The organism is Clostridium sp. AF19-22AC, assembly GCF_003479085.1.
Classification (GTDB): domain Bacteria; phylum Bacillota; class Clostridia; order Lachnospirales; family Lachnospiraceae; genus Faecalicatena_A; species Faecalicatena_A orotica.
The window spans coordinates 59,674-82,331 of record NZ_QUGN01000010.1; the positions used below are offsets into that span (position 1 = coordinate 59,674).

At 43.7% G+C, this 22,658-nt stretch carries 22 protein-coding genes and 2 CRISPR repeat arrays (1 of these 24 running past the window's edge); of the genes, 18 read left to right on the forward strand and 4 right to left on the reverse strand.

Annotated elements, in window-relative coordinates; genetic code table 11:
• Window positions 1–162: a CRISPR direct-repeat array (repeat unit 32 nt) (it extends 398 nt beyond the left edge of the window).
• A 58-nt stretch (window positions 163–220) separates the two neighbouring features.
• The 6 genes from cas5c to cas2 are packed head-to-tail and all read left to right on the forward strand — an operon-like array spanning window position 221 to window position 5,518.
• On the forward strand, window positions 221–880 hold the full coding sequence (cas5c, locus tag DWX43_RS12890; protein ID WP_118620562.1) for a type I-C CRISPR-associated protein Cas5c: 660 nt from the start codon (window positions 221–223) through the stop codon (window positions 878–880).
• The gene (cas8c, locus tag DWX43_RS12895; protein WP_118620563.1) at window positions 877–2,625 is read left to right on the forward strand and encodes a type I-C CRISPR-associated protein Cas8c/Csd1; all 1,749 of its coding nucleotides are present in this window, start codon (window positions 877–879) and stop codon (window positions 2,623–2,625) included. The genes cas5c and cas8c overlap by 4 nt, the downstream gene beginning before the upstream one ends.
• A complete protein-coding gene (gene cas7c, locus DWX43_RS12900; protein ID WP_118620564.1) occupies window positions 2,626–3,525 on the forward strand; it encodes a type I-C CRISPR-associated protein Cas7/Csd2 in 900 nt (299 codons plus the stop codon).
• Window positions 3,525–4,190, forward strand: a complete 666-nt coding sequence (gene cas4, locus DWX43_RS12905) for a CRISPR-associated protein Cas4 (RefSeq protein ID WP_118620565.1) — start codon at window positions 3,525–3,527, stop codon at window positions 4,188–4,190. The genes cas7c and cas4 overlap by 1 nt, the downstream gene beginning before the upstream one ends.
• Entirely contained in the window at window positions 4,187–5,218 is a 1,032-nt protein-coding gene (cas1c, locus tag DWX43_RS12910; RefSeq protein ID WP_118620566.1) for a type I-C CRISPR-associated endonuclease Cas1c, read from the forward strand. Before cas4 ends, cas1c begins: the two co-directional genes overlap by 4 nt.
• A 9-nt stretch (window positions 5,219–5,227) precedes the next feature.
• The gene (gene cas2 / locus DWX43_RS12915; protein WP_118620567.1) at window positions 5,228–5,518 is read left to right on the forward strand and encodes a CRISPR-associated endonuclease Cas2; all 291 of its coding nucleotides are present in this window, start codon (window positions 5,228–5,230) and stop codon (window positions 5,516–5,518) included.
• A 167-nt stretch (window positions 5,519–5,685) separates the two neighbouring features.
• Window positions 5,686–5,982: direct repeats of the CRISPR family, unit length 32 nt; unit sequence GTCGTTCCCTTCGCGGGAACGTGGATTGAAAT.
• 208 nt (window positions 5,983–6,190) lie between these two features.
• Here cas2 and DWX43_RS12920 read toward each other — a convergent pair.
• Window positions 6,191–7,045 (reverse strand): AraC family transcriptional regulator, encoded by an 855-nt coding sequence (locus DWX43_RS12920; protein WP_109733677.1) that lies wholly within the window; start codon window positions 7,043–7,045, stop codon window positions 6,191–6,193.
• A gap of 347 nt (window positions 7,046–7,392) precedes the next feature.
• On the opposite strand from DWX43_RS12920, the gene DWX43_RS12930 reads away from it, so the two are divergent.
• Window positions 7,393–8,766, forward strand: a complete 1,374-nt coding sequence (locus tag DWX43_RS12930; protein WP_118620569.1) for an MATE family efflux transporter — start codon at window positions 7,393–7,395, stop codon at window positions 8,764–8,766.
• Between the two features lie 36 nt (window positions 8,767–8,802).
• Here DWX43_RS12930 and DWX43_RS12935 read toward each other — a convergent pair whose 3' ends face one another.
• The gene (locus tag DWX43_RS12935) at window positions 8,803–9,699 is read right to left on the reverse strand and encodes a YitT family protein (RefSeq protein ID WP_118620570.1); all 897 of its coding nucleotides are present in this window, start codon (window positions 9,697–9,699) and stop codon (window positions 8,803–8,805) included.
• 238 nt (window positions 9,700–9,937) lie between these two features.
• On the opposite strand from DWX43_RS12935, the gene DWX43_RS12945 reads away from it, so the two are divergent.
• The 5 genes from DWX43_RS12945 to DWX43_RS12965 all read left to right on the forward strand — a co-directional run bounded on the left by DWX43_RS12945 (window position 9,938) and on the right by DWX43_RS12965 (window position 14,211).
• A complete protein-coding gene (locus tag DWX43_RS12945) occupies window positions 9,938–11,845 on the forward strand; it encodes a GGDEF domain-containing phosphodiesterase (protein ID WP_118620571.1) in 1,908 nt (635 codons plus the stop codon).
• An 88-nt stretch (window positions 11,846–11,933) separates the two neighbouring features.
• On the forward strand, window positions 11,934–12,566 hold the full coding sequence (locus tag DWX43_RS12950) for a cytidylate kinase-like family protein (protein ID WP_109733682.1): 633 nt from the start codon (window positions 11,934–11,936) through the stop codon (window positions 12,564–12,566).
• Window positions 12,566–12,793 (forward strand): hypothetical protein, encoded by a 228-nt coding sequence (locus tag DWX43_RS12955; protein ID WP_109733683.1) that lies wholly within the window; start codon window positions 12,566–12,568, stop codon window positions 12,791–12,793. Before DWX43_RS12950 ends, DWX43_RS12955 begins: the two co-directional genes overlap by 1 nt.
• Window positions 12,774–13,088: a YbjQ family protein gene (locus tag DWX43_RS12960; protein WP_109733684.1), complete on the forward strand. Its 315-nt coding sequence runs from the start codon at window positions 12,774–12,776 to the stop codon at window positions 13,086–13,088. The genes DWX43_RS12955 and DWX43_RS12960 overlap by 20 nt, the downstream gene beginning before the upstream one ends.
• Before the next feature lie 76 nt (window positions 13,089–13,164).
• Entirely contained in the window at window positions 13,165–14,211 is a 1,047-nt protein-coding gene (locus DWX43_RS12965) for a ComEC/Rec2 family competence protein (RefSeq protein ID WP_243099312.1), read from the forward strand.
• Between the two features lie 84 nt (window positions 14,212–14,295).
• Here DWX43_RS12965 and DWX43_RS12970 read toward each other — a convergent pair whose 3' ends face one another.
• Window positions 14,296–15,216: an AEC family transporter gene (locus DWX43_RS12970; protein ID WP_109733686.1), complete on the reverse strand. Its 921-nt coding sequence runs from the start codon at window positions 15,214–15,216 to the stop codon at window positions 14,296–14,298.
• A 265-nt stretch (window positions 15,217–15,481) separates the two neighbouring features.
• On the opposite strand from DWX43_RS12970, the gene rhmD reads away from it, so the two are divergent.
• The 6 genes from rhmD (at window position 15,482) to DWX43_RS13000 (ending at window position 21,743) form a co-directional block, all read left to right on the forward strand.
• Window positions 15,482–16,675 carry an L-rhamnonate dehydratase gene (rhmD, locus tag DWX43_RS12975; RefSeq protein WP_118620573.1) on the forward strand — a complete coding sequence of 398 codons (1,194 nt, stop codon included), beginning with the start codon at window positions 15,482–15,484 and terminating at the stop codon, window positions 16,673–16,675.
• Between the two features lie 48 nt (window positions 16,676–16,723).
• Window positions 16,724–18,106: a GntP family permease gene (locus tag DWX43_RS12980; protein ID WP_109733688.1), complete on the forward strand. Its 1,383-nt coding sequence runs from the start codon at window positions 16,724–16,726 to the stop codon at window positions 18,104–18,106.
• 282 nt (window positions 18,107–18,388) lie between these two features.
• On the forward strand, window positions 18,389–19,147 hold the full coding sequence (locus DWX43_RS12985) for an IclR family transcriptional regulator (protein WP_109733689.1): 759 nt from the start codon (window positions 18,389–18,391) through the stop codon (window positions 19,145–19,147).
• 1 nt (window position 19,148) lies between these two features.
• Window positions 19,149–20,045, forward strand: a complete 897-nt coding sequence (locus tag DWX43_RS12990; RefSeq protein ID WP_109733690.1) for a dihydrodipicolinate synthase family protein — start codon at window positions 19,149–19,151, stop codon at window positions 20,043–20,045.
• A 27-nt stretch (window positions 20,046–20,072) separates the two neighbouring features.
• A complete protein-coding gene (locus DWX43_RS12995; RefSeq protein WP_118620574.1) occupies window positions 20,073–20,579 on the forward strand; it encodes a YhcH/YjgK/YiaL family protein in 507 nt (168 codons plus the stop codon).
• Window positions 20,580–20,591: 12 nt separating this feature from the next.
• Complete coding sequence (locus tag DWX43_RS13000; RefSeq protein WP_118620575.1) at window positions 20,592–21,743, forward strand: zinc-binding dehydrogenase; 1,152 nt, start codon at window positions 20,592–20,594, stop codon at window positions 21,741–21,743.
• 411 nt (window positions 21,744–22,154) lie between these two features.
• On the opposite strand, the gene DWX43_RS13005 is transcribed toward DWX43_RS13000, so the two are convergent.
• Window positions 22,155–22,601 carry a GatB/YqeY domain-containing protein gene (locus DWX43_RS13005; RefSeq protein ID WP_109733693.1) on the reverse strand — a complete coding sequence of 149 codons (447 nt, stop codon included), beginning with the start codon at window positions 22,599–22,601 and terminating at the stop codon, window positions 22,155–22,157.
• Window positions 22,602–22,658 lie beyond the last annotated feature (57 nt).

Consider the following 22,658-nt stretch of genomic DNA (forward strand, 5'->3'; position numbering starts at 1 on the left):
GTTCCCCTCGCGGGGACGTGGATTGAAATTCCTGCTGGCTGCGGTTGCTTATCAGGCAGACAAGTCGTTCCCCTCGCGGGGACGTGGATTGAAATTCGGCAAAGGGTCCGGCTTTGACAGACAATTTTTCGTCGTTCCCCTCGCGGGGACATGAATTGAAATGAATAAAGGGGATGAGTCATCAAATGAAAAAGTTAAATTACAGGAAGGAGGAAAATGCATGGGGATCGGTGTGAAAGTTAAAGTGTGGGGGGATTTTGCCCTATTTTCTCGCCCAGAGATGAAAGTGGAAAGATGTACTTACGATGTCATGACACCTTCGTCAGCCCGGGGGATTTTGGAAGCCATATACTGGCATCCGGGATTAAGGTGGATCATTGACAGGATTTATGTGAACAAGCCAATTCAGTTTACAAGTGTGAGGCGAAATGAAGTAAAAAGTAAAGTCTCCGCAAATAATGCTCTGTCGGTATATAATGGAGGGGAAAAACCTTTATTTATGAGCAGTAAAGAAGAGATCGTGCAGAGGGCATCACTGATTCTTCGTGATGTGGAATATGTCATTGAGGCTCACTTCGAAATGACTGACAAAGCGAATGAAGGTGACAATCCGGGTAAGTTTAAGGACATTATGATGCGGCGTCTGAGAAAAGGAGAATGTTATCATATGCCGTATTTCGGCTGCAGGGAATTTCCGGCTAATTTTTGCCTTTGTGAAGAAGAGATTGTAACAGCCTATGAAGCAGTTGAGGAAAAGGACTTGGGGTTTATGCTGTATGATATGGATTATTCAGACCCCGAAAATATCCAGCCAATGTTTTTTAGGGCAGTTATGAAAAGGGGCGTACTGGATCTGAGAGACTGTGAGGTGGTTCGATGATACTGCAGGCACTTGTTAAACATTATGAGACCTTGGCAGAGGATGGAAAAGTTTCCCGACGGGGATGGTGTCACGCAAAAGTTTCTTTTGCATTGAATCTGGCAGAGGATGGAAGGCTGAAAGGTGTAGTCGATCTTAAGAAAGAGGAATACAGAGGGAAGAAGCAGGTGTGGGTTCCCAGTCTTATTGAAGTTCCGGAAATGGTTGCGAGATCTTCGGGAGTGTCCTCTAACTTTCTGTGTGACAATTCAAAATATTTACTTGGGATTGATAAAGAGGGGACGAACCAAAGAGTATTGGACTGTTTTCAGGCGGCAAAAGAAAAACATATTGATATTCTGGAAAATGTACATAATAACATGGCAGAAGCAATAAAAAAGTTTTTTGCAACATGGGAACCGGAACGTGCAAAAGAACATTATGAGCTTCAGGAATTATGGGACGAAATTACGGAAGGTGCGAATCTGATATTTTGTATGGGAGTGGATTATGCTCAGGATGATCCTGATATTAAAAAGGCATGGATGCAGGCTAATGAATCGAATTCAGGAGAGTCAGACGGCATTTGTCTGGTAACAGGAAACAGGGCGGAAATTGCAAGAATTCACAGTACGGTCAAAGGTGTTCCGGGCGCTCAGTCCAGCGGTGCGGCGCTGGTATCCTTTAATGCTCCGGCATTTGAGTCATATGGGAAGGAACAGAGTTATAATGCCCCAGTTGGAAAATATGCTGCATTTGCATATACTACGGCATTGAACTACCTGCTGTCCCAGAGAGAGTATACATTTCAGCTTGGGGATACTATGGTGGTGTTTTGGGCAGAAAATGGAGATAAAATTTATCAGGATGCTTTTTGCTGGTCTATAGACCCCCAACCGGATAATCAGGAAGTAATGAAAGGTATCTTTGATGCTTTAAAGGAGCATCGGGCAGTTGCAGTAGATGATATAGAGTTGGATACGAGCCAGCGATTCTATATTCTGGGGTTGGCGCCAAATGCGGCAAGGCTGTCTGTGAGGTTTTTTTATCAGGATTGCTTTGGCAGTATATTAAGTAATATAGCGAAACATTATGAACGCATGGAGATCGTGAAGCCATCCTGGGAAGAACGGAAGTATCTGGGAGTGTGGCAAGTGCTTCAGGAAACCGTGAACCAGAAATCGAAAGAGAAAAAGCCTGTTTCAAATATGGCTGCTTTGGTATTGCAGGCAATACTATCCGGCGGGAAATACCCGGTTAGTCTGTACAGCAACCTGATGATTCGCATAAGGTCGGAACAGGGCCGGATAACATGGGGCCGTGCGGCGATTATAAAAGCTTATCTGATCAGAAATTCTGTGATGGAGGAAGGAGAGAAATATATGAGAGTTAATGAAGAAAATCATGATGCGGCGTATGTCTTGGGAAGAGTTTTTTCTGTACTGGAAGCAATTCAGGAGGAGGCAAATCCGGGAATTAATGCAACCATAAAGGACAGGTATTTTAATGCAGCATGTGCTACTCCCGCATCTATATTTCCTGTGTTAATACAGTTGAAAAATAGTCATATTAAAAAGATTAAATCCTTAAGGAGGAGAGATTCTTCTGAAAAAGATTATAAGATGGATTCTGAAGAACGTTTGGCAAAGCTTTTGAAAGATATAGAAGAATTTCCAAAGAAACTAACACGGGAAGAGCAGGGGAGATTTATTTTAGGCTACTATCATCAGGTTCAGAAAAGATATGAGAAAAAGGAGGACAAGTAAATGAGTGAAGTGATTAAAAACAGGTATGAATTTGTGATTTTATTTGATGTGGAAAATGGAAATCCAAATGGTGACCCGGATGCGGGTAATATGCCAAGAATTGATCCAGAAAGCGGCTATGGACTTGTTACAGACGTCTGCCTGAAGAGAAAGATCCGGAATTATGTTGAGACTGTAAAAGAAGATGCAGAAGATGCTGCAGGATACAGAATCTATATTAAAGAAGATGTCCCTCTGAACCGAAGTGATAATGAGGCATACGAATATCTTGGAGTTAACGATAAGACTATAAAGGACCTGAAGAAAAAAGATCCGAAAGCAGATGAGAAAATCAGGGATTTCATGTGCAGTAACTTTTATGATATCAGGACATTTGGTGCTGTTATGACTACATTTGTAAAAGCGGCGCTGAACTGCGGTCAGGTCAGAGGTCCTGTGCAGCTTGGTTTCGCAAGAAGCATTGATCCTATTATCAGTCAGGAAGTAACAATTACAAGAGTGGCAATTACGACAGAAAAGGATGCCGAAAACAAGAGCACAGAAATGGGAAGAAAAAGTATCGTTCCATATGCGCTGTATCGTGCAGAAGGATATATTTCTGCAAATCTTGCCAGAAAGGTTACCGGATTTTCAGAGGACGACCTGGAGCTTTTATGGGAGGCGATCATTAATATGTTTGAACTTGACCATTCTGCAGCAAGAGGTAAAATGGCAGTCCGTGAATTGATTGTATTTAAGCATAGTAAAGAATTAGGAGACTGCCCGGCCTATAAGTTATTTGACGCGGTAGAGGTTAAGAGAAAAGAAGGTGTAGAATTTCCAAGGAAATATCAGGATTATACGGTGGAAATTCATGAGGATGCAATTCCGCAGACAGTGGAAATGACAAGGAAAATATAATGGAATACCGTGAAGATGAGTATTTAATGATATCCGGGATACAGCATTTTAAATTTTGTCGCCGGCAATGGGCACTTATCCATATTGAGCAGCAATGGGATGAAAATGTACATACTGCAGTGGGCGGGTTGATGCACAAAAAGGTACACGATCCCTATTTAACAGAAAAAAGAAAGGATGTGCTTATTACCCGCGCACTGCCGGTTTCCTCCAGAAATATGGGGGTCAGCGGTGAGTGTGATGTGGTGGAGTTTCATAAAAATGAAGATGGGATTAAATTGCAGGGGCACCGGGGATTGTATAACGTCTATCCTATTGAATATAAAAAGGGGAAGCCTAAAGCAGGTGAAGAAGATATATTACAGCTCGTGGCACAGGCGCTATGTCTGGAAGAGATGTTTTCTACATCTATCCCGGAAGGAGCTATTTTTTACGGGGAAACACGAAGGCGTGAAATTGTAGAAATAACAGACGGCCTCCGCCAGCAGGTAAATGAAATCTTTCATGAAATGCATCAGTACTATGAAAGACGCTATACACCAAAAGTAAAATACAGCAAGGCGTGTAACGCATGTTCGCTAAAGGACATATGTCTTCCTAAACTTGGGAAAGCAGTTTCCGTGAAGGATTACATGCATCAGATTTTGAATGAGGATGAAGAATGAAAAAATTATTGAATACGCTTTATGTAACCTCTGAGAACAGTTATTTGGCTCTGGACGGCGAAAATGTTGTTGTTTGGGATTCGGATAAGGAAATCGGGCGCCTCCCCCTGCATAATCTGGAAGGAATTGTATCTTTTGGATATAGGGGGACCAGCCCGGCATTGATGGGTGCCTGTGCAGACAAAAATATTTCCCTGTGTTATCTGACCCCGCAGGGAAAGTTTTTGGCAAGGGTTACAGGCAAGGTTAAGGGAAACGTGATTTTAAGAAAACAGCAGTATGAGAGCAGCCTTGATGAAGCGAGGAGTATGGAAATTGCCAGAAACTGCATTGTTGGCAAGGTTCATAATGCAAGATGGGTTCTGGAGCGTGTCACAAGAGATCACAGCATGCAGATTGATGTCGGTAAGGTTAAGGAAGCTTCTGATAATTTAAAAAGTTCGCTTGAACTTATACAGAATAGTGGATCAAAAGATCAACTGCGAGGTTATGAAGGGGAAGCGGCAAGCGTATATTTTAGTGTTTTTGACGAATTGATTCTTCAACAGAAAAAAGACTTTACTTTTCACGGAAGAAACAAAAGGCCGCCTATGGATAATATGAATGCCTTGCTTTCATTTGTCTATACATTATTGACAAATACAATTACCTCAGCCTTAGAAACTGTCGGACTGGACCCATATGTAGGATATCTACACACCGATCGTCCGGGAAGGGCATCATTATCTCTGGATCTTATCGAAGAATTGCGGGCAGTATTGGCAGACCGTTTTGCTCTGTCACTAATTAATAAAAAAATAGTGACAGGAAAGAATTTTGATAAAATGGAAAATGGTGCGGTTTTGATGGATGACGATTTACGCAGGACCGTACTGACAGAATGGCAGAATAAAAAGAAAGAAACCCTGACGCATCCATACCTGAAAGAAAAAATAGAATGGGGAATGGTTCCGTATGTACAGGCAATGCTGCTTGCGAGATATCTTAGAGGTGATCTTGATGGATATCCGGTATTTTTATGGAAATGAGGTGTGGAGATGCTGGTACTGATTACATATGATGTAAATACCGAAACTGCCGCGGGCAGAGGGCGGCTGAGAAAAGTCGCAAAGCAATGCGTAAACTATGGTAGAAGAGTACAGAATTCAGTTTTTGAATGTATTTTAGATAATGCTCAATGTGTTATGTTGAAAGCAAAGTTATCGGACATCATAGATGAAGAGGTAGACAGCCTCCGCTTTTACTATTTGGGAAATAACTATAAAACGAAGGTGGAGCACATTGGCGTGGACAGGGGAGTAGCGGCTGATCAGACATTAATTATGTAGTGCGAACCCGAAGTGAACATAAAAACTCTGGGAGATTCGCACCAGAAAAAATGCACAAAATGGGTGCGTTTGCAAATGAAAAAGCGAAAAAAGAGCGCAATGTAGACAAGGTGTTCTGATATTTAGGTGAAAATGCCTAAATATTGAGGGTGGAAATTGTTTATTTTGCCGTCGTTCCCTTCGCGGGAACGTGGATTGAAATATTTTTGCAGAGAGGGGGCATTATTTACATGATGTCGTTCCCTTCGCGGGAACGTGGATTGAAATATCCAATTTATCAATTATCCCTTGTAATGGGACGTCGTTCCCTTCGCGGGAACGTGGATTGAAATTTCCTTTGATGCCGCAGCTATGTAAAATGGAAGCGTCGTTCCCTTCGCGGGAACGTGGATTGAAATCCATGCTGATGCGTGGATGGCGGAAATGTAGATGGTCGTACCCTTCGCGGGAATGAGGATTGAAATCGATAATCCAAAATGTCTCATCAGAAAGGTCATAGTCGTTCCTTTAGCTGGAACGTCATTGAAGTTAAACAAACTAAGCTCTCGGCCAGCCCCCTGTATAGAAGGCGGTTCCCAAAAGATGCTAACACAAAAAATACTTCGGGGCATATCCCCGAAGTATAAATCATAATCTGGCTATAAAAGAACCGCCAAAAGATTCCATAGCATGCTATTGATTCCCTATTGCCCGGTATTTACTGGGTGCCGTCCCGAAATGTTTCTTGAAAAGCTTGCTGAAGTGGTAGGCATCGTCATACCCGACCATAGCTGCCACATTTTGTATACTAAGTTCAGGAGACTCCTCCATCAGTTCCCGTGCTTTTTCCATACGAAGTTCGATCAGATAATTAATAGGGGTATCACCAGTCTCGCTTTTAAAAATCTTGGAGACATAAAATGTACTCAGATACATGTTCTTCGCGATTTGGTCAAGCGAGATTTTTTCGTGATAATGTTCATTAAAGTAGCGGATCATCTGTTTTACGACGTATTTCTTGTTTGGAGATTCGAAGATACAGCCATTTTGTTCTTCCATGACTTCCTGCTGGTCTCTTAACAGGAGCAGGATAAACTGGATCAGGTAGGACTTCAGCATGAAGTAGCGTCCGGGGCGGCATGTATGAAATTCCTTCCCCATAGCAGAACAAAGACGGTACACATCCTGACGCATGCCGTCTTTCATAGGAATGATCATATTCCCGTTTGGCAGAGGCAGGGTATTTGGGGGCATATGCCGAATGTGTATATCGCTGAATCCGATGTAATACTCTGTTGCACAGCACTGCGGGCAAGTTACGAGACTTCTGTGATAAGTTCCGGGATTCAGGATAATCAGATCTCCGGCTTTGATCGGGTATTCTTTTCCGTCTATGTAATAAGTACCATATCCCTTTGTCACGACAGAAATCTCTAAATGTTCATGACTGTGGTAATTCTCTTCAGTTTCTGTACGCTTCAGATTACAGATAAATAAAAAAGTAGGGTTTAAGTCATCATAAGTCAGGTCATATTCCTGTCTGTACATAAAGTCACCTCCCGGATAAATGATATTTGATGCTGATAATTCGTCTGACACCGCATAGGATATAAGAGCGTCCTGAATTGCATGTACTAAAAATTATACTCCTGTACGGGGGGATAATTCAATGAAAATATAAACATTCCTGCAGAAAAGTCAAATGGATGATACTGGCAGTCATGCCCGTCCTGCGGGGTGTCCGGGGGAATAAAGCAAAATACTACATTTAAAGCACAACATATTACATTCTGCTTTTTCAGGGATTGATTATAATAGAACATGTTTACCGGAAATGTTTCCATCTCAGGAAGTTAACTGGAAACAAATTTAAGCAAAACAGGAGGTAACAAGACATGACGAAAAAGATGACAGAAGGCAGACCGTGGAAATTGATTGTGATGTTTACGATTCCCTTATTGATCGGGAATATTTTTCAGCAGTTATATAGTATGGTAGATACCTTGATTGTGGGAAGGACATTAGGGGTGCATGCACTGGCGGCAGTGGGGTGCACGGGCAGTATTAGTTTCCTGATACTCGGATTTGCAATGGGCGTGAGTGCCGGGCTCGCTATCATTACAGCCCAGCGGTTTGGGGCAAAAGATGAGGCCGGTGTCAGAAAGAGTGTGGCAGCAGGGGCGTGGATCAGCCTTGCAGTAACTGTTGTACTGACAGTGGTTTCCGTTCCTCTGGCAAGAAATATTCTGGAACTGATGCGGACCCCGGCGGAGATTATTGATTCGGCATATGAGTATATCGTGATCATTTTCTGGGGTATTATAGCCAGTATGCTGTTTAACTTTTTATCCAATATCATCAGAGCTCTGGGGGACAGCAAGACACCGCTTTTCTTTTTAATTATTGCATGTATTCTGAACATCGTGCTCGATTTCGCACTCATCATGGGAGCGAAAATGGGGGTGGCCGGGGCAGCCTGGGCTACGATTATTGCACAGATGGCGTCAGCGCTGATGTGCTTATGGTATATTAAGAAGAAACTTCCGATACTGCATCTGAAAAAGGATGACTGGAAGGTTTCTGGATGGGATATCGGCCAGCATTTTAAAGTTGCGATGCCGATGGGGTTCCAGATGTCTATCATTGCAATTGGTGCGGTCGTACTTCAGTTTGTACTTAACGGGCTTGGTTCGATTGCAGTTGCGGCATTCTCGGCGGCACAAAGGATCGACCAGATTGCGGCACAGCCGATGAACTCTTTTGGAACAACGATGGCGACCTATGCGGCACAGAATTATGGTGCAGGAAAGATAGACAGGATAAAACAGGGAGTTTTCCAATGCAGCCTGATATCTGTGGGATTCAGTATTGTGATGGCACTCGTGAATATTTTTGCCGGGTATCAGCTCGCGGGATTGTTTGTAGGATCAGGGGAAACAGGTGTCCAGAGTATGGCCCAGACATATCTTCAGATCAATGGAGTTATGTATTTTGTACTGGCACTGTTGTTCATCTATAGATTTACACTGCAGGGACTCGGAAAAGGATTTATGCCTACGGTGGCCGGGATTATGGAACTGGTTATGAGGACATTTGCCGCAATCTTCCTTACAGCCTCCATTGGTTTTGCTGGTGCGTGCTGGGCCAGTCCGCTGGCATGGATTGGCGCATGTATCCCACTTGCGGCAGCCTACTTTATGACAATGCGGAAGCTTACGCAGCAGAGGGCAGAAGCCTGTATGAAGTATGAGGAACAGACTGCTTCTTAAGAAAATAGTCTGATAACGTGAAAAAGGCTGTATCCGTCATGGATACAGCCTTTTTTCGAAGTTACCCGATACCGAGCACCCTTCCGTAAATATCATGAATGCATTTGGGTCAATGCTCCGCACAATCCGTTTCAGCTGGCTGACCTCATATTTTGAAATAACAACAAACAGAATGTACGATGTCTCATTTGTGTAGGCACCTGCCCCGTCCCAGTTAGTGACGCCTCTCCCAGTCTGTTCTATGATTGCCCTCGATATTCCGAGCTTTTTTGTAAAGATCATAACACTCATATTGATGTTCTGAATATGTACGCGGTCACATGCGATGGAGTACACAACACCGTAAATCAAAGAATAAATAACAATTTCAATATTAAACATCAAAAGGCAGATGCCATAGACAAAGAAATTGATGATGATGGATACTTTGCCTACACTGAATCCCGGGAATTTCTTTGTGAAATAAATTCCCAGAATATCCTGTCCCCCGCCGGAACTGCCGCCTCGTAAGATCATGCCAGAACCGGTACCTGCGATAATGCCCCCGATTACGCAGGCGGTCAGGTAGTCATCGATGACCGGGCTGGCCGGAACAGGCAAAAAGGTAAGCGCCGCTGTCTGTACAATAATTGTAATAACGGACCGTCCAAAGAATTCTTTACCCATCTTGCTCCATGCCATATAGATCAAAGGTATGTTGATTAAAAAATAAATGATACCGGCGATATCGGTCTGTCCAAAGGAAAAATGGAATACCTGGACAATCAGGGTACGGATCAGCTGTGAGATACCCATAAAGCCGCCGTTATATAATGAAAGAGGCGTGATAAAAACATTAAGCCCAAAGGCAAACATTACAGAACCCAGAATTGCATTGCCCATCCCATAAACACGCTGTTTCTGCATATTATCTAATTTATTAAAGAATGACATATTAATTTCCCCCACTGCTGTAATAAAGTTGTCTGACGCGTATCTATTCTAGCATTTTGATTTCCCCATTACAAGATAAAAAAAGCGAAATTTTATAATATTTCATTATATGCTTATAATCATGCATTATTGCACCGTAAAAAAGTGTGAAAAGAAAAGCAGAATGTAAATTGTTTCTGCCAGTATTGTCAAAATATGCTATAATATCTCCATTATGATTCATAATCGGGGTGTGTATATGATACATTGGTCACTTGCAGGGGAATACATGGCATTTATTGTCATTGTTGTGCTGATCTTATACTTTTATGAAAGGCGTACGGTTATTAACGCGAGAGAAAAATTATACCGTGTATGTCTTTGGCTTTCGCTGTTTTCTATTATTCTGGATGCGGTATGTGTGTTTGCGGCAGGGCACAGAGGTACCCCGTATGGGGTCAATATGGCTCTGAACAGCATTTATTTCATGCTCACGGTCATCATATGCTCAATAATTGCGGCATATGTGTTTATTATGATGCTGGCGCATGTATATGATAAGAAGTGTCTGATACGTGCCGTCAAAGGGCTGGCAGCAGTGAATATCATTTATTTTGCGGCACTGATTACTAATATCAGGACAGGAATTCTTTTCTATTTTGATAATGCCGGAAGGTACCACAGGGGAGTACTGAATGTATTGGGGTATGGAGTAATGGCGGCTGAGATTGTGATGGTTTACATCTGCTATTGCAGGAACCGTCCAAGTGTCAGTGAATCGATTGTAAGGATTATCCGCACATTACCTCCGATCATTGCACTGATGTGTATTTTCCAACTATGTTATCCTGATATGCTCATGAACGGGACTGGCATGGCTATTGCCAATTTGATTCTTTTCATTAGTTTCCAGAATCGGGAATTTAAGAAAGATCATCTGACAAAGGTAGGCAACCGGGAGAGCTTTTTTGAGAATATCTCCCTGCGGCTTGCAGGGAGACAGCATTTCCAGGTTGTTATGGCAGCACTTAGAAAGTTTGATGTCATCAACAAAAACTACGGACATCAGAAAGGCGATGAATTTCTCTATACAATTGCAACTGAATTGAGCAGGATTATTCCCAAGGCAGAAGTTTTCCGATTCGGAAATGTAGAATTTGCCCTCATTATTCCTTTTGAATCAGAAGAAAAGTCAAAAGAGAATTACAGCATTGTGAAAAAGAGATGCCAGGGCGTCTGGTCAGTGGGGGATATACATACACATATTAAAACGGCATTTATGTATCTTGACTGTGTTGGTCAGCAGCTTACACCGTCGCAGCTGATGGACCATTTGGAATATGCGATTCAGAAGGCGAAGGAAGCACCTGACCGCAGTATCCATTTTGCGGAGTCAGAGATACAGAAATATGAAGAAGATAAGAAGATTCTGGAGATCATGCAGCGGTCTGTGGAACTGAGAAGGTTCAGAGTCTGGTATCAGCCTGTTCGCCATAAAGACGGCAGTTTCAGTTCTGCAGAAGCATTGCTGAGACTGAATGACTATGAGGGCAATCCGGTGCCTCCGTCCAGATTCATCCCCATTGCTGAGGAATCCGGACTGATTGATGAACTGAGCTGGATTGTGTTGGAAGAAGTGTGTGAACTGTTAGAAAAGAATCCGGAGAGCAGTATTAAGAGTATTTCCATCAATTTATCTATGCAGCAGTTTGCGGATGCAGGAATTGAAAAACGGATTCTGGACTGCCTGAAACGACACCATCTGCAGCCCGGCAGACTTAAGATAGAGGTAACGGAACGGGTGCTTCTTCAGGATATGAGATACATGAAGAATGTGATGCATAATATGAACCGGGCTGGCATCGGGTTTTATCTGGATGATTTTGGAACTGGCTACTCGAATCTGGCCAGTGTACTAGAGTTTCCGTTCGAGTGTGTGAAAATAGACCGCAGCCTGCTGATAGGCTTCCCGGGGAATACAGATTCAGAAGTGCTTATAAAGACACTGATCGATCTTTTCCACAGCCTTGGCCAGGTCGTTGTAGTGGAAGGGATTGAGAAAGCGGATCAGGCAGAACTTCTGAAAGAGATGGGGGCGGACAGGATTCAGGGGTATTATTACAGCAAGCCTCTGCCGGAAGAAATATTTGCCAAAGATTATCTGTAAATATCTATCTATTTTCAGTTAAAATGAGTTATAATAAAGCTAACTAAAAGGCGGTAAATCTATTTGTCAGAGAAAAGGAGCTGAGAGTATGACAGAACACACGATTATAACAATTGGCAGACAGTTTGGCAGTGGCGGACATGAGATTGGAAACCGTCTGGCAGAACGTCTGGACATTCCTCTTTATGACCATAACCTGATCAGAATGGCTGCAAAGGAGCTGAAGGTCAGTGATGAGGAGGCGTCCCGTGTAGATGAGACGATTCTGGGTAAGTTTCTGTCGGCCTATGTGGTTGGCACAGGGGATTATACAGCGTTTATGGGAACGGATGTCTATGGCACACCTTTAAGTGACAGGATGTATGAGACGCAGACCGGTATCATAAAGAAGCTGGCAGACAGGAGTTCCTGTATTTTTGTTGGCAGATGTGCGGATTATGTGCTCGGGGATTATTCAAATTGTATTAATGTATTTATTTACTCTTATAAAGAAGACCGGATCCGGAGAATTTCTAATATTTATAAGTTGACTGAAAAGCAGGCCTGGGATAAAATCAAGAAGGTCGATAAGGAACGTAAACTGTATTATGAGGCACATACCGGGCGCGAATGGGGCAGTGCCGAGTCCCATGAGATGGTATTCAATGTAAGCCTGATGGGTGTGGATAGTGTAGTAGATGCACTGGAAGCCATTTACAGAACGTGGGAAGGTAGAAAGTAATGAATAAACATGGAAAGAAAATGGTTGCTCCGGTAATTATTACAGTACTTTTATTATTATATTTTATCGGCTTTGCTGTAGTTGTATTTTTACTCAGGCCGCCATTAGCAGCATGTATTATTGGAGCGGTTATCCCTCTTGCACTTGCAGGAGTAGCACTTGGGGTATGTATCCAGAGAATTAGAGAGATAAGGAGTGGAGAAGAAGATGATCTTAGTAAATACTGATTATATATCAGGAAAGAAGTTTGAAATGCTCGGACTGGTTAAGGGCAGCACCATTCAGTCAAAGAACGTAGGAAAAGACATTACACAAAGTTTTAAGACTCTGGTCGGAGGCGAATTAAAAGCTTACAATGAGATGATGAATGATGCAAGGGCCCTTGCGACGAAGCGTATGACAGAGGAAGCCGAGAGGCTGGGAGCGGATGCGGTTGTCAATATCCGTTATGCTTCCGCGGCCGTCATGGCAGGAGCGGCAGAAGTAATGGCCTATGGGACGGCAGTGAAGTTCGTGGATTAGAGATATGCAAAAAAGGGCTATTAGAAACAAAATAATTTCAATATTCATGGCGGCTTTTCTGCTTTGTATAGGCTGGATGACAGGCTTACAAGGAGCAGAAGCCGCCGGGACAGAAAGCAGTAATAGTTTACTTGAAGTGCACTACATAGATGTAGGGCAGGGGGATGCGACGCTCATCAAGTCAGATGGACATGCAATGCTGATCGATGCAGGAAATAACAACAAAGGAACTGCTGTTCAGAGTTATCTCCAGAAGCAGGGAATCAAGAAGCTGGATTATGTAATCGGGACCCATCCGGACGCAGACCACATTGGGGGACTGGATGTCATTATCTATAAATTTGACTGCACTACAGTAATGCTGCCAGATTACAGTAAGGATACGAAAACATATGAAGAGGTTGTAGACACACTGAAGGCAAAAAACTATAAAGCACTTCACCCGAAGACAGGAGACACCTATCAGCTGGGGGATGCTTCCTTTACAGTAACGGCTCCGTCAGACCGTAAATTTGACAGCGCAAATGACTACTCTATTGCAATCAGATTGGAACATGGAGACAACCATTTTCTGTTTGTGGGAGACGCAGAAGAGGAATCAGAACAGGAAATGTTGAAAACAAAGCAGAAACTGTCCGCGGATGTGTATAAAGTCAGTCATCACGGCAGCAGGAGCGGGACAACAGAGGGATTTTTAAAAGCTGTGAACCCGCAGTATGCAGTGATTAGCTGCGGGGAAGACAATTCATATGGACATCCCCATGCAGAAGTGATGAACCTGTTGAGAACAGAGGGAATTAAAGTTTTCAGGACGGATGAGCAGGGAACGATAGTTGCTGTCTCAGATGGTAAGAAGATTACATGGAATATGTCACCCGATGAAAGCTGGAGAGCAGGGGAACCAAAAGGAACCCGTTCAGATGCAGAACCGGCAGTAAAGAACACGAAAGAAGAGAAAAATGGCGGTTCCTATATTCTGAATACAAATACAAAGAAAGTCCATCGTCCTTCCTGCAGCAGTGTGAAAAAGATGGCAGATAAAAATAAGAAAAAAACAAAAAAATCTCTGAAAGAATTGGAGAAAGAAGGCTATACACCATGTCAGAACTGTATGGATAAATAAGATCAGTTTATGCGGGCATAAAAAAGAACCGGCCAGTAATAACGCTTTAAAAAGCGGATTACTGGCCGGTTCTTTGTCTGTTAATCAGTGTATTAAAAATCCGGCGATAAAGGTGACAACCGGTATGGTGACCATTGACAAAACGGTTGAGAAAGCAAATATTTCCGAGGCGTATGTATAATTTCTGTCATAGCGTATAGCCATCATAGTCATAGTCGTAGCAGTCGGGCAGGCGGCCGCGATCAGTGTGGTGTAGGCAATATCATGGCTGATTCTGGTGATATAAAGGAACAGGGTTACAAGCAGCGGCATCACAATCAGTTTTAAAAAGCTGACCCAGTATATATGCAGGTTGGAAAAAATCCGTTTCAAATCTGCCTGTGCAACAGAAAATCCAGCAACCATCATGGCGAGCGGTGTATTCATGTCTGCAACATAATTCATTGATGCGAGGACCGTCGCCGGAATACGGAACCTGATAAAAAATAATACAATTGCCGCAAGGGTGGCAATAATCATGGGTGAGAGAAGCCCCTCTTTAAGCTGTTTTAAGGAAAACTTATTCTCCAGAAGACTGAGTCCGTGTGTCCAGGTGAAAAGATTGAACACCGTCATATATGCCGTGAGGTAGAAGACTCCTTCGTTCCCAAGAACGCTGTATATCAAAGGAATGCCGATAAAACCACAATTGGAGTAGACAGCGCCGAAGCGGTCGAGATAATACTCCGGATTATTCTTCTCCGGAACAAGAAATCTTGCCATAACAATCCCGATGATGTGGGATACACAGGCAGCGACAAATGCAATCAGAAGACCTTTTACAAGGCCTGCGTTGTAATCGGTCTGATAGACAGTAATGATCAGACAAGGATTCACAACCATAAGCAGGAGATTGGAAATCGCTTTATTCCCCTCCTGTGTGACAACTTTCAGTTTATAACAGATGAAAGCCAGTATCATAATGATAAGCATTTTTAACAATTGGTTGAAGATCAATACAAACATAGTAATTACTTTACCCTCTCATAGATTAAGACAGCCTTCCGGCTGTCCAGTAAAGTATACTTGATATTTTCTGAAAAAGCAATCCTACAAAAAATAAGTAAAAGGAAAGAGGTTGTGCAAAATAGACAAAAAATAACGTAAGAAATTGACTATACTGTCGAAAAGATCTATTCCGTGTTGACTTAATTATAAAAAAATGATAAACTTAGTGAGAAATGAGAATTGGATTCACATATATGAATTATAAGAAAGGAAGGTATTTATCATGGCATTAATGGGAAGAAAGATTGCAGCAATCCGCGCATATGTAGTCGAGGGCGGCGGAGCAGATTATCATGACCAGAGTGAAGAACACTGGATTGTCAGACAAATTGCAACACCAATGAGCATCTATCCGGAGTATAAAGCGACAAGGACCAGCTTTGGAATCAATGCATTGAAAACTTTGGTAGTCGAGGTGGAAGCCGATAATGGAGTAACAGGATTCGGTATTACCACAGGCGGCTACCCTGCGGCATGGCTTGTGATGAACCATCTGGACCGGTTTGTAGTTGGAAAAGATGCCAATGAGATTGAAGCGGCATGGGACCAGATGTACCGTGCATCCCTGTATTATGGACGAAAAGGTGTAGTTATGAATGCAATCTCCGCGATTGACCTCGCACTATGGGATCTGCTCGGCAAACTGCGCGAGGAACCTGTGTATGCAATGCTGGGCGGAAAAGTCCGTGAAGAACTTACATTCTATGCAACCGGGCCGAGACCGGACCTTGCAAAGGACATGGGATTTGTCGGAGGAAAGATTCCGCTTGTTTACGGACCAGATGACGGAATGGAAGGCTTAAGGAAAAGTATTGATCTGGCAGCCGATATGCGTGAAAAATGTGGTGACGATTTCCTGCTGATGTGGGATTGCTGGATGGCACTTGATCTGTATTATGCTAAGAGATTGATGCAGGCATCTGCTGATCTGAAGTTTAACTGGATTGAGGAGTGCTTTAACCCGGATGACTACTGGTCTTACAGAGACTTAAAGAAAGCGGCCGGCAATCAAATCATGGTAACAGGCGGTGAACATGAGGCTTCCAAGTTTGGATTCCGCATGCTGATTGAAGACTGCGACCTTGACGTGATCCAGCCTGATGTCGGCTGGTGCGGAGGTATGACAGAGCTGATCAAGATTGGCAACATGGCTGAGGCCCACGGGAAACTTGTGGTTCCTCACGGAAGCGGCACATACAGTTATCATTATGTAACAACGAAGACAAACTCACCGATCACAGAATGCCTGATGATGGCTCCTCAGGCTGATAAGGTAGTACCTCAGTACTATCCACTTCTGAAAGACGAGCCGATGCCGGTTAACGGAAAACTGAAAGTCAGCGACAAGCCGGGATTTGGAGTTGAACTGAACAAAGACAAGACACTCATTGAAGTGAAGAAGGGCACAAGACTGTAAATACTGTCAGTAAAAGTGCCAGCATAGCAGTTATGCAGGAGGGTAAAGATGTCAACATCATTTTTAATCATAGGTTTGATTATATCTATTGCAGCAGTAGTTTTATTAATCATCAAAGCAAAAATGAATCCGGCCATTGCATTGATCCTTGGTTCATTGCTTCTCGGATTTTTAACAAAAGTTCCTCTGACAGATATTACAGGTGCTGACGGCACAGTAACGACTGGGTTAGTCAATGTGATCAATAACGGTTTCGGAAGCATGCTCGCAAGCATCGGTTTCCCAATCGGTCTGGGTATTATTCTGGGGCAGTTTGTCAGTGACACCGGAGGAGCCAGCGTAATTGCAGATAAACTGGTTTCACTGTTTCCGAATAAATGGGCAATGTATGCAGTCGGGTTTGCAGGATTTGTGCTCTCCATTCCTGTATTCTTTGATGTTACATTTGTGATTCTGATTCCGATCGGCGTAGCACTGATGAAAAAACTGAACAAGGGTATCGGCTATATCGTAGGCGCCATATCCATTGGTGCGGGTGTTGCCCACACATTAGTGCCTCCTACTCCGAACCCGCTTGTGGCACCAGAATATTTCGGATTTGATTTGGGCATTATGATCGCTGCCGGTCTGTTATTTGGTATTCCTATGACGCTGATAGCTGTTACTATACATGGAAAACTGATGGACAGAGGACTCTGGAATGCAGAGAAAGACGAAAATGGTAATGGACTGAGTGTGGATGAACTCATACTCCCGGAAAAGCTGCCCGGGTTCTTTCTCTCACTTCTTCCTATTATAATACCAATCATCTTTATTCTTATCAATACGGTTGCAGGAGCTGTAATGGATAAGACACCGGCATGGATTGATTTCCTCGGACAGAAAACGATATCCATGCTGCTCGGAACACTTGCAGGAATGGCTGTTTCTATTAAGATACTGGGGCTCAGACGGACCGAAGAAGTGGCAACAAATGCACTAAAGTCGGCAGGCATTGTTTTTTTGATTACAGGTGCCGGCGGTTCCTTCTCATCTGTTATTACGGCATCAGGAGTAAGCGAAGCGATTAAGGACATGGTTTCCAACATCTCTAATAATATCGTGCTGATCCTGCTGATTGGCTGGATACTCGGCCTTTTGTTCAGACAGATTACAGGTTCGGGTACGGTTGCATCACTCACAACATTTGCAATCATGCAGAGTGTAGCTGCTACGGTAGCGATTCACCCGGTGTTCATCGCACTTGCGTGTCTGGATGGGGCGCTGTTCGGGGCAACTGTAAACGACTCTGGTTTCTGGATTGTTTCAAATATGACAGGATTTAACTTTACAGGTGGTCTGAAGACCTACACGCTGGGTCAGGCGATTGCCTCTGTGGTAGGTATCATCCTGATTATCATAGTAGGGTTGATTTCATGCTTGTTCGTGTAGTATAACAGCAGTGACAGGAGCGGCGGCTGTGAGGCAGGTTCCGGGGAGACCCCGGAACCTGAAGGCTGCCGGCCATATTTTATGGCTCCTGTCCTACTTTGCGTTATTGGTTACTGTTCACACAAAGTTGACAAGGAAAGTTGGGCGTGGTAATGTAAATTTATCAATGAAACTATGTACACTTTCGTGTATATAGGCAGCAAATGATAAATTAGGCGTGTATCCGTAATATGAGAAAAATTTGGAGTCAGCCTTTATTTTGGGAAAAGGTCAGGTGTTTTTATGGCGGTAAAATCTGCGGAAAGAGTATTGAGGATTTTCGAACTTTTAGAAAGCAGCTCCGATGGGCTGACAAACAAGGATATCAGTGAGCGTTTGAACTATGCACCGAGCAGTACGATTGCGCTCCTGCAGACTATGGCGGAGAATGGATATCTCATTGCCGATGAACAGAAGAAGTATTCTCTTGGAGGAAAGCTTGTGAGTTTGGGAGCTGTGGCTGCTTCCAGATTTGATATAGGAAGGATGGCCACACCGTATCTGAAGCATCTCATGCAGACTTTGGGAGAAACATGTTTCTTAGGAGTTCTCTCACAGGGGGAGATCGTCTATATTGCAAAAGAGAACTGTGAACGTACGATTAATACAAATGCCCAGATCGGTTCCAGAAAGCCGGTCTATTGTACAGGTCTCGGAAAGGCATTTCTTTCTTTCCTGCCTCCGGAAGAAAGCCGTGATATTATGAATGGACTTGACTTCAAGGCATTTACAGAGAACACTGTAAGAAACAAAGAAGAACTGAGAAAACAGCTTCAGGAGTTCAGGCTTCAGGGTTATGCAATAGATGATCAGGAAATAGAAGAAGGACTGTGGTGTCTGGCCGTTCCGGTTTATGACGGTTATCACAGGATGGTTGCGGCAATCAGTGTGTCGGGACCGAAAGCAAGGATGATAGATAAGAAAGAACTGATAGCCGGTGAGATGCTGAAGGCGGGTAAGACGCTTTCAAGAGAATTGGGGTATCAGAAGGAGGAAAAATAGGATGAAGAAGCTATGTGGCGTAAACCCGCCGGTCATCACGATTTTTGACGATAAAAGTAAGATTGATATAGAAGCAAGTAAACGGCAGGCGGATTTTCTGATTGCAAATGGTGTGGATGGTCTGGCTTACCTAGGGACTTCGGGTGAATTCAGTATTATGACCGTTGAGGAGAAAAAGAGTTTTATAAAGGAAATGATACAGCATGTGAATGGCCGGGTAAATGTGATCGTAGGTGTCGGCGACACCTGTCTGGAAAATACGATGGAGCTCCTGAAATATGTAGAAGCAGCAGGGGCTGACGGGGTTCTGTTGATTAATCCGTACTTTAGTGTATACAGTTCGGAGATGGTTGAGGCATATTTCGGATATGTTGCTTCACACACATCACTTCCTATTATAATATATAATTTCCCGGACCTGACAGGATATTGCTTTAATCCGGACGTGGTTTGCAAGCTTGTGAAGGATAATCCGAATATCGTGGGAATCAAGGATACAATCAATGATTTTAACCATGTGCTTGCTATGCAGAAAGTAAAGGAAGTCAATCCTGATTTTTCTGTGTTCTCTGCTTACGAAAATCAGGCGATGGGCCTGTTGGTCTGTGGCGTGGACGGGTTTATCAATGCGACTGCCAACTTCGCCCCCGAATTTACAGTCAATGCATATCAGGCGGCAAAACGAGGAGATTACAATGAGGCGGCAGTCTGGTTTAAAAAGATGGTAAATGCGATGGATATATACGCTTACAGTTCCCCTCTGTTTCTGGCATGCAAGCAGGCGATGTATTACCGTGTGCTAAACAAGGACGGGCATGAGAGGCTTCCGGCGCTTTCACTTGATGCACAGGCAAAGGCAGATGTCTATAATAAGATGAAGGAATTACGGCTTCTGTAGAATATGTGAGAATGGAGTGAATGCACTATGATAATGGATAAACTGGAGCATATCTGTTATTATCAGCGGAGTGTTCCTGAATTATGGGATGCGGTCCGTTTTGTACAGCGTGTGGAAAAGGAGCATCTGCCGGTCGGGAGATATCCGGTCGGAAAGGGAGTTGCGTTTGTACAGGAAGGACAGACCCGGGGCTTTACAGAGGCGGACTTTGAAACACACAATAAATATCTGGATGTGCAGATACTGATAGAAGGCAGTGAAATGTGGGAATATGCGGATAAGTCGGATCTGACGGTCAGGACACCCTATGATCCCGAGAAGGATATTGAATGGCTGGAAGGAAGTGGGGACAAGATCAGGATGAAGCCGGGAATGTTTTATCTTGTTTATCCGACAGATGCTCACAAACCGTGTTGTCATGAGAGTACCCCTGTGTATTACCGTAAGGTGGTAGTGAAGATCCGGATCGATAAGCTGCTGCACAGGGTGGGTACAGACAGCATGGGCATGAATCAGAGAAAAATATCCTGGTAAAGGAGATTGAAGATGGACATAAAGATAGATGATATCGTAAAACAGGTTTTGTCTGAGGTGGGTACTCCTAAAGTGGATAAGACACCTTTTACGCTAGAGAGAAAACCTGTTTTTACGGGCAAGGAAACAGGAAGGACTGCAGTTCTTTCTTCTCCTGAAAATTATGAAGTTAAAGACTGTGAAATCCCAAAGATCAGTGGGAAAGAGATTCTCGTACAGGTCGAAGGCTGCTGTGTATCACCTTCCGATACTGCGGAATTTATGAAAGAAAAGAGAATCGGACAGGCTGTATTTACAGGACAGCAGGGAACCGGTGTGATCGTAAAACTCGGAAGCCCCGCTCTTCAGGATGCGAATGGAAATACACTGAAAGTGGGCGACCGGATTGTGGCTGTCAAAAAAGCAGGAGGCTCTGCTTCATCGTTTAGCGGAAACCGCATGCATTCGGGCATTATGTCAAATGGGTGGTTCTCAAACTATATAGTCCTTCAGGCAGGAAACCAAATATATCAGGTCAATGATCTGGATCTGGAGTCCCGTCTGCTGACTGAGACCGCTATAGCAGTAAACAGCGCTGTACAGAGGGCAGAAAAATTAAATCATTTAGAAGATACCAAAAAAGTAATCGTATTAGGATGCGGCCTGGAAGGGCTTACGGTAATCGCTGCGTTGAAATGTATGGGAATCAGTCAGATTATAGCAATCGACGGATCAGAAGCCAGACTAAAACTGGCAAAAGAATTCGGTGCCCCGGAAGTGATAGACTACCGTGACAAGAAAGGAATGCCGGCCATTCTGGAAAAGATCAAAAAATACACAGGTGGGACTCTGGCAGACACTGTCTTCCAGTGCACCATATCCTCCCTGGGGCGCAGCACAGCAAAACGCCTGATAAAACCTAGCGGCAGCGTATGCGAACTCGGCTACATATTAGGCAGGGGAAAAGCAACGGCAAAATTTTATGAAGAAACAATGCCGTCCGGAGGAAGATTTTACTCCTCGAGAGACTACGAAGAATGCTTTTTATTCTTAAAAAAAGCACAGGAAAAAGAAATACCCCTGTACAAATTAATCACCCACAGATACCTTCTCCCCCAGATCAACGAGGCCCACTGGGCCGCAATCCGCGAAGAAGGCCTGCTGGTATCCGTCTTCAACCGCTAGCCATATATTAGCTATTAATTGGCCTGTTACTGTCGTGTCAGATTCCGTCTGGAATCGCCCCCTTATTCTTATCGGATAATCGGATGAACCCAGCCCGTCAGGCGGCGCGCAGAGGGAGACAGCCCGTGGGATATGCTGTTTTACGGGCATAAAATAAGCTTTAGAGGTACTTAATGAAGCAAGGCCGGATTTTACAGATGGCATTTGATTCTCCAAAATCAAATGCCATAAAGAGCTGAGCTGCGTTTGCATCGGCAAACGGAGTGAATCTCTTTAGTTCTGTAAAATCCGGCCTTGCTTCATTTAGTACATCTTAGCGAATGACCAGCCTGAAAACAGCATATCCCACGGGCTGTCTCCCTCTGCGCGCCGCCTGACGGGCGGACTTCAATTATCCCCAAAGAATAAACCTTATTCCATCAGGGAAGCTACTATGCTGCTGACGAGTTTTCCGTCTGCCTTCCCTTTTACTTTTGGCATCAGTTCTTTCATGATCTTTCCTTTATCCTTTGCTGTCGGAGTTTCAATACCCAGATCTGCCAATACCCCGTTGATGATTTCTTTAATCTCATCTTCACCCATCATCTTAGGCGCATATTCCTCAAGAACTGCGAGGCGTTTCTTGCATTCGTCGATGATATCCGTGCGGTCCTGAGGTGTCATTTCCAGAGTTTCTTTTGTCTGTTTGATCTCTCTTAAAATAACCTGGGTCTCTTCCTCTTCAGTCAGGTCTGCACGTTTATCGATTGCCTTGTTCTTGAGAGCTGATAACAGAAAAGAGAGAGCTGCCTTTCTCTCCTTGTCTCCGGCCTTCATAGCTGCGACCATAGCACTTCTTACTTCTTCAATTTTAGTCATTCTTCATACCTCCATCTGGTTTATTGTCTACCGGTAACTGTTCATGGTTCTGAACAG

Excerpts from the sequence above, each read along its gene's own strand:
- cas1c (WP_118620566.1), top strand. The coding sequence starts at position 4,187 with ATGAAAAAATTATTGAATACGCTTTATGTAACCTCTGAGAACAGTTAT.
- DWX43_RS12950 (WP_109733682.1), top strand. The coding sequence starts at position 11,934 with ATGACAGAACACACGATTATAACAATTGGCAGACAGTTTGGCAGTGGC.
- DWX43_RS12985 (WP_109733689.1), top strand. The coding sequence starts at position 18,389 with ATGGCGGTAAAATCTGCGGAAAGAGTATTGAGGATTTTCGAACTTTTA.
- DWX43_RS12965 (WP_243099312.1), top strand. The coding sequence starts at position 13,165 with ATGACAGGCTTACAAGGAGCAGAAGCCGCCGGGACAGAAAGCAGTAAT.
- DWX43_RS12935 (WP_118620570.1), bottom strand. The coding sequence starts at position 9,699 with ATGTCATTCTTTAATAAATTAGATAATATGCAGAAACAGCGTGTTTAT.
- DWX43_RS12990 (WP_109733690.1), top strand. The coding sequence starts at position 19,149 with ATGAAGAAGCTATGTGGCGTAAACCCGCCGGTCATCACGATTTTTGAC.
- DWX43_RS13000 (WP_118620575.1), top strand. The coding sequence starts at position 20,592 with ATGGACATAAAGATAGATGATATCGTAAAACAGGTTTTGTCTGAGGTG.
- DWX43_RS12920 (WP_109733677.1), bottom strand. The coding sequence starts at position 7,045 with ATGTACAGACAGGAATATGACCTGACTTATGATGACTTAAACCCTACT.
- DWX43_RS12955 (WP_109733683.1), top strand. The coding sequence starts at position 12,566 with ATGAATAAACATGGAAAGAAAATGGTTGCTCCGGTAATTATTACAGTA.
- cas5c (WP_118620562.1), top strand. The coding sequence starts at position 221 with ATGGGGATCGGTGTGAAAGTTAAAGTGTGGGGGGATTTTGCCCTATTT.
- cas8c (WP_118620563.1), top strand. The coding sequence starts at position 877 with ATGATACTGCAGGCACTTGTTAAACATTATGAGACCTTGGCAGAGGAT.
- DWX43_RS12960 (WP_109733684.1), top strand. The coding sequence starts at position 12,774 with ATGATCTTAGTAAATACTGATTATATATCAGGAAAGAAGTTTGAAATG.
- rhmD (WP_118620573.1), top strand. The coding sequence starts at position 15,482 with ATGGCATTAATGGGAAGAAAGATTGCAGCAATCCGCGCATATGTAGTC.
- DWX43_RS12945 (WP_118620571.1), top strand. The coding sequence starts at position 9,938 with ATGATACATTGGTCACTTGCAGGGGAATACATGGCATTTATTGTCATT.
- DWX43_RS12930 (WP_118620569.1), top strand. The coding sequence starts at position 7,393 with ATGACGAAAAAGATGACAGAAGGCAGACCGTGGAAATTGATTGTGATG.
- DWX43_RS12970 (WP_109733686.1), bottom strand. The coding sequence starts at position 15,216 with ATGTTTGTATTGATCTTCAACCAATTGTTAAAAATGCTTATCATTATG.
- DWX43_RS12995 (WP_118620574.1), top strand. The coding sequence starts at position 20,073 with ATGATAATGGATAAACTGGAGCATATCTGTTATTATCAGCGGAGTGTT.
- DWX43_RS12980 (WP_109733688.1), top strand. The coding sequence starts at position 16,724 with ATGTCAACATCATTTTTAATCATAGGTTTGATTATATCTATTGCAGCA.
- DWX43_RS13005 (WP_109733693.1), bottom strand. The coding sequence starts at position 22,601 with ATGACTAAAATTGAAGAAGTAAGAAGTGCTATGGTCGCAGCTATGAAG.
- cas2 (WP_118620567.1), top strand. The coding sequence starts at position 5,228 with ATGCTGGTACTGATTACATATGATGTAAATACCGAAACTGCCGCGGGC.
- cas4 (WP_118620565.1), top strand. The coding sequence starts at position 3,525 with ATGGAATACCGTGAAGATGAGTATTTAATGATATCCGGGATACAGCAT.
- cas7c (WP_118620564.1), top strand. The coding sequence starts at position 2,626 with ATGAGTGAAGTGATTAAAAACAGGTATGAATTTGTGATTTTATTTGAT.